This is a genomic window from Nostoc sp. (assembly GCF_036917975.1).
Classification (GTDB): Bacteria; Cyanobacteriota; Cyanobacteriia; order Cyanobacteriales; family Nostocaceae; genus Nostoc.
Genome location: NZ_JBALEJ010000088.1, coordinates 1 through 902, shown reverse-complemented (window position 1 = coordinate 902; position 902 = coordinate 1). Strand labels below are relative to the sequence as shown.

At 44.0% G+C, this 902-nt stretch carries 1 protein-coding gene; it reads right to left on the bottom strand.

Annotated elements, in window-relative coordinates; genetic code table 11:
- Nucleotides 1-176: 176 nt before the first annotated feature.
- Nucleotides 177-902, bottom strand: a 726-nt coding sequence (mnmA, locus tag V7K76_RS28845) for a tRNA 2-thiouridine(34) synthase MnmA (RefSeq protein ID WP_334779318.1), incomplete at its 5' end; no start/stop codon positions are given.

The window sequence follows — 902 nt, the reverse complement described above, 5'->3', positions numbered from 1 at the left end:
GCTTAACATTCTTGTACCAACCTCAATCACCACTTCTAAAACTTAGGATAGCCCGATGCGTTACAAAACTCCAGCTTTCAAGATGGACGAGGTTTATATCCAATTTAAAAATAAAAAGACCCCTCCTGACAAGTGAGGAAGGGCGGTTTTGGCAGAAGCCAAAATGCGGATGACATTCAACTAAACTGTTCAATAATTCCGCCACCTAAGACTTTCTCGCCGTCGTACCAAACCGCCGCTTGTCCAGGGGTGATGCTAATTTGGGGTTCATCAAATACCAAACGCACACGAGAGTTTTCCAACGGAATCACTGTTACTGGTGTAGGCGTTGAACGATAGCGAATTTGCACTTCGGCATGAATTGGGGTGGATGGTTCAGTAATAGAAACCCAATTTACCCGATTTACAGTGCATTCTGGCTGAGTTACCTTAGTGCGATCGCCTACTATTACTTTATTATTTTCCGCATCTAATTCAATCACATACAACGGTTCGGCAGCCGCAATCCCCAAGCCTTTGCGCTGGCCAATGGTGTAATGATGGACACCATCATGCTGTCCCAAAACTTTGCCTGTGGTATCGACAATATCGCCTGTTTTGGGAGCTAAATATTTATCCAAAAATGCCCGCATGGAACCGTTACTTTCCACTAAGCATAAGTCTTGACTTTCTGGTTTATCAGCAGTTTTCAGTCCGTATTCAGTCGCAATGCGGCGAGTATCAGTTTTTTCTAGTTCGCCCAGAGGAAATATGGTTGCTGCAAGTAAATCTTGAGACAAATCATAGAGAAAGTATGACTGGTCTTTGTTGCGGTCAATAGCCCTTAATAATTGGTAACGTCCAGTTGCTTCGTCATAGCTAATTCGGGCATAATGACCAGTGGCAATGCGATCGCATCCCAA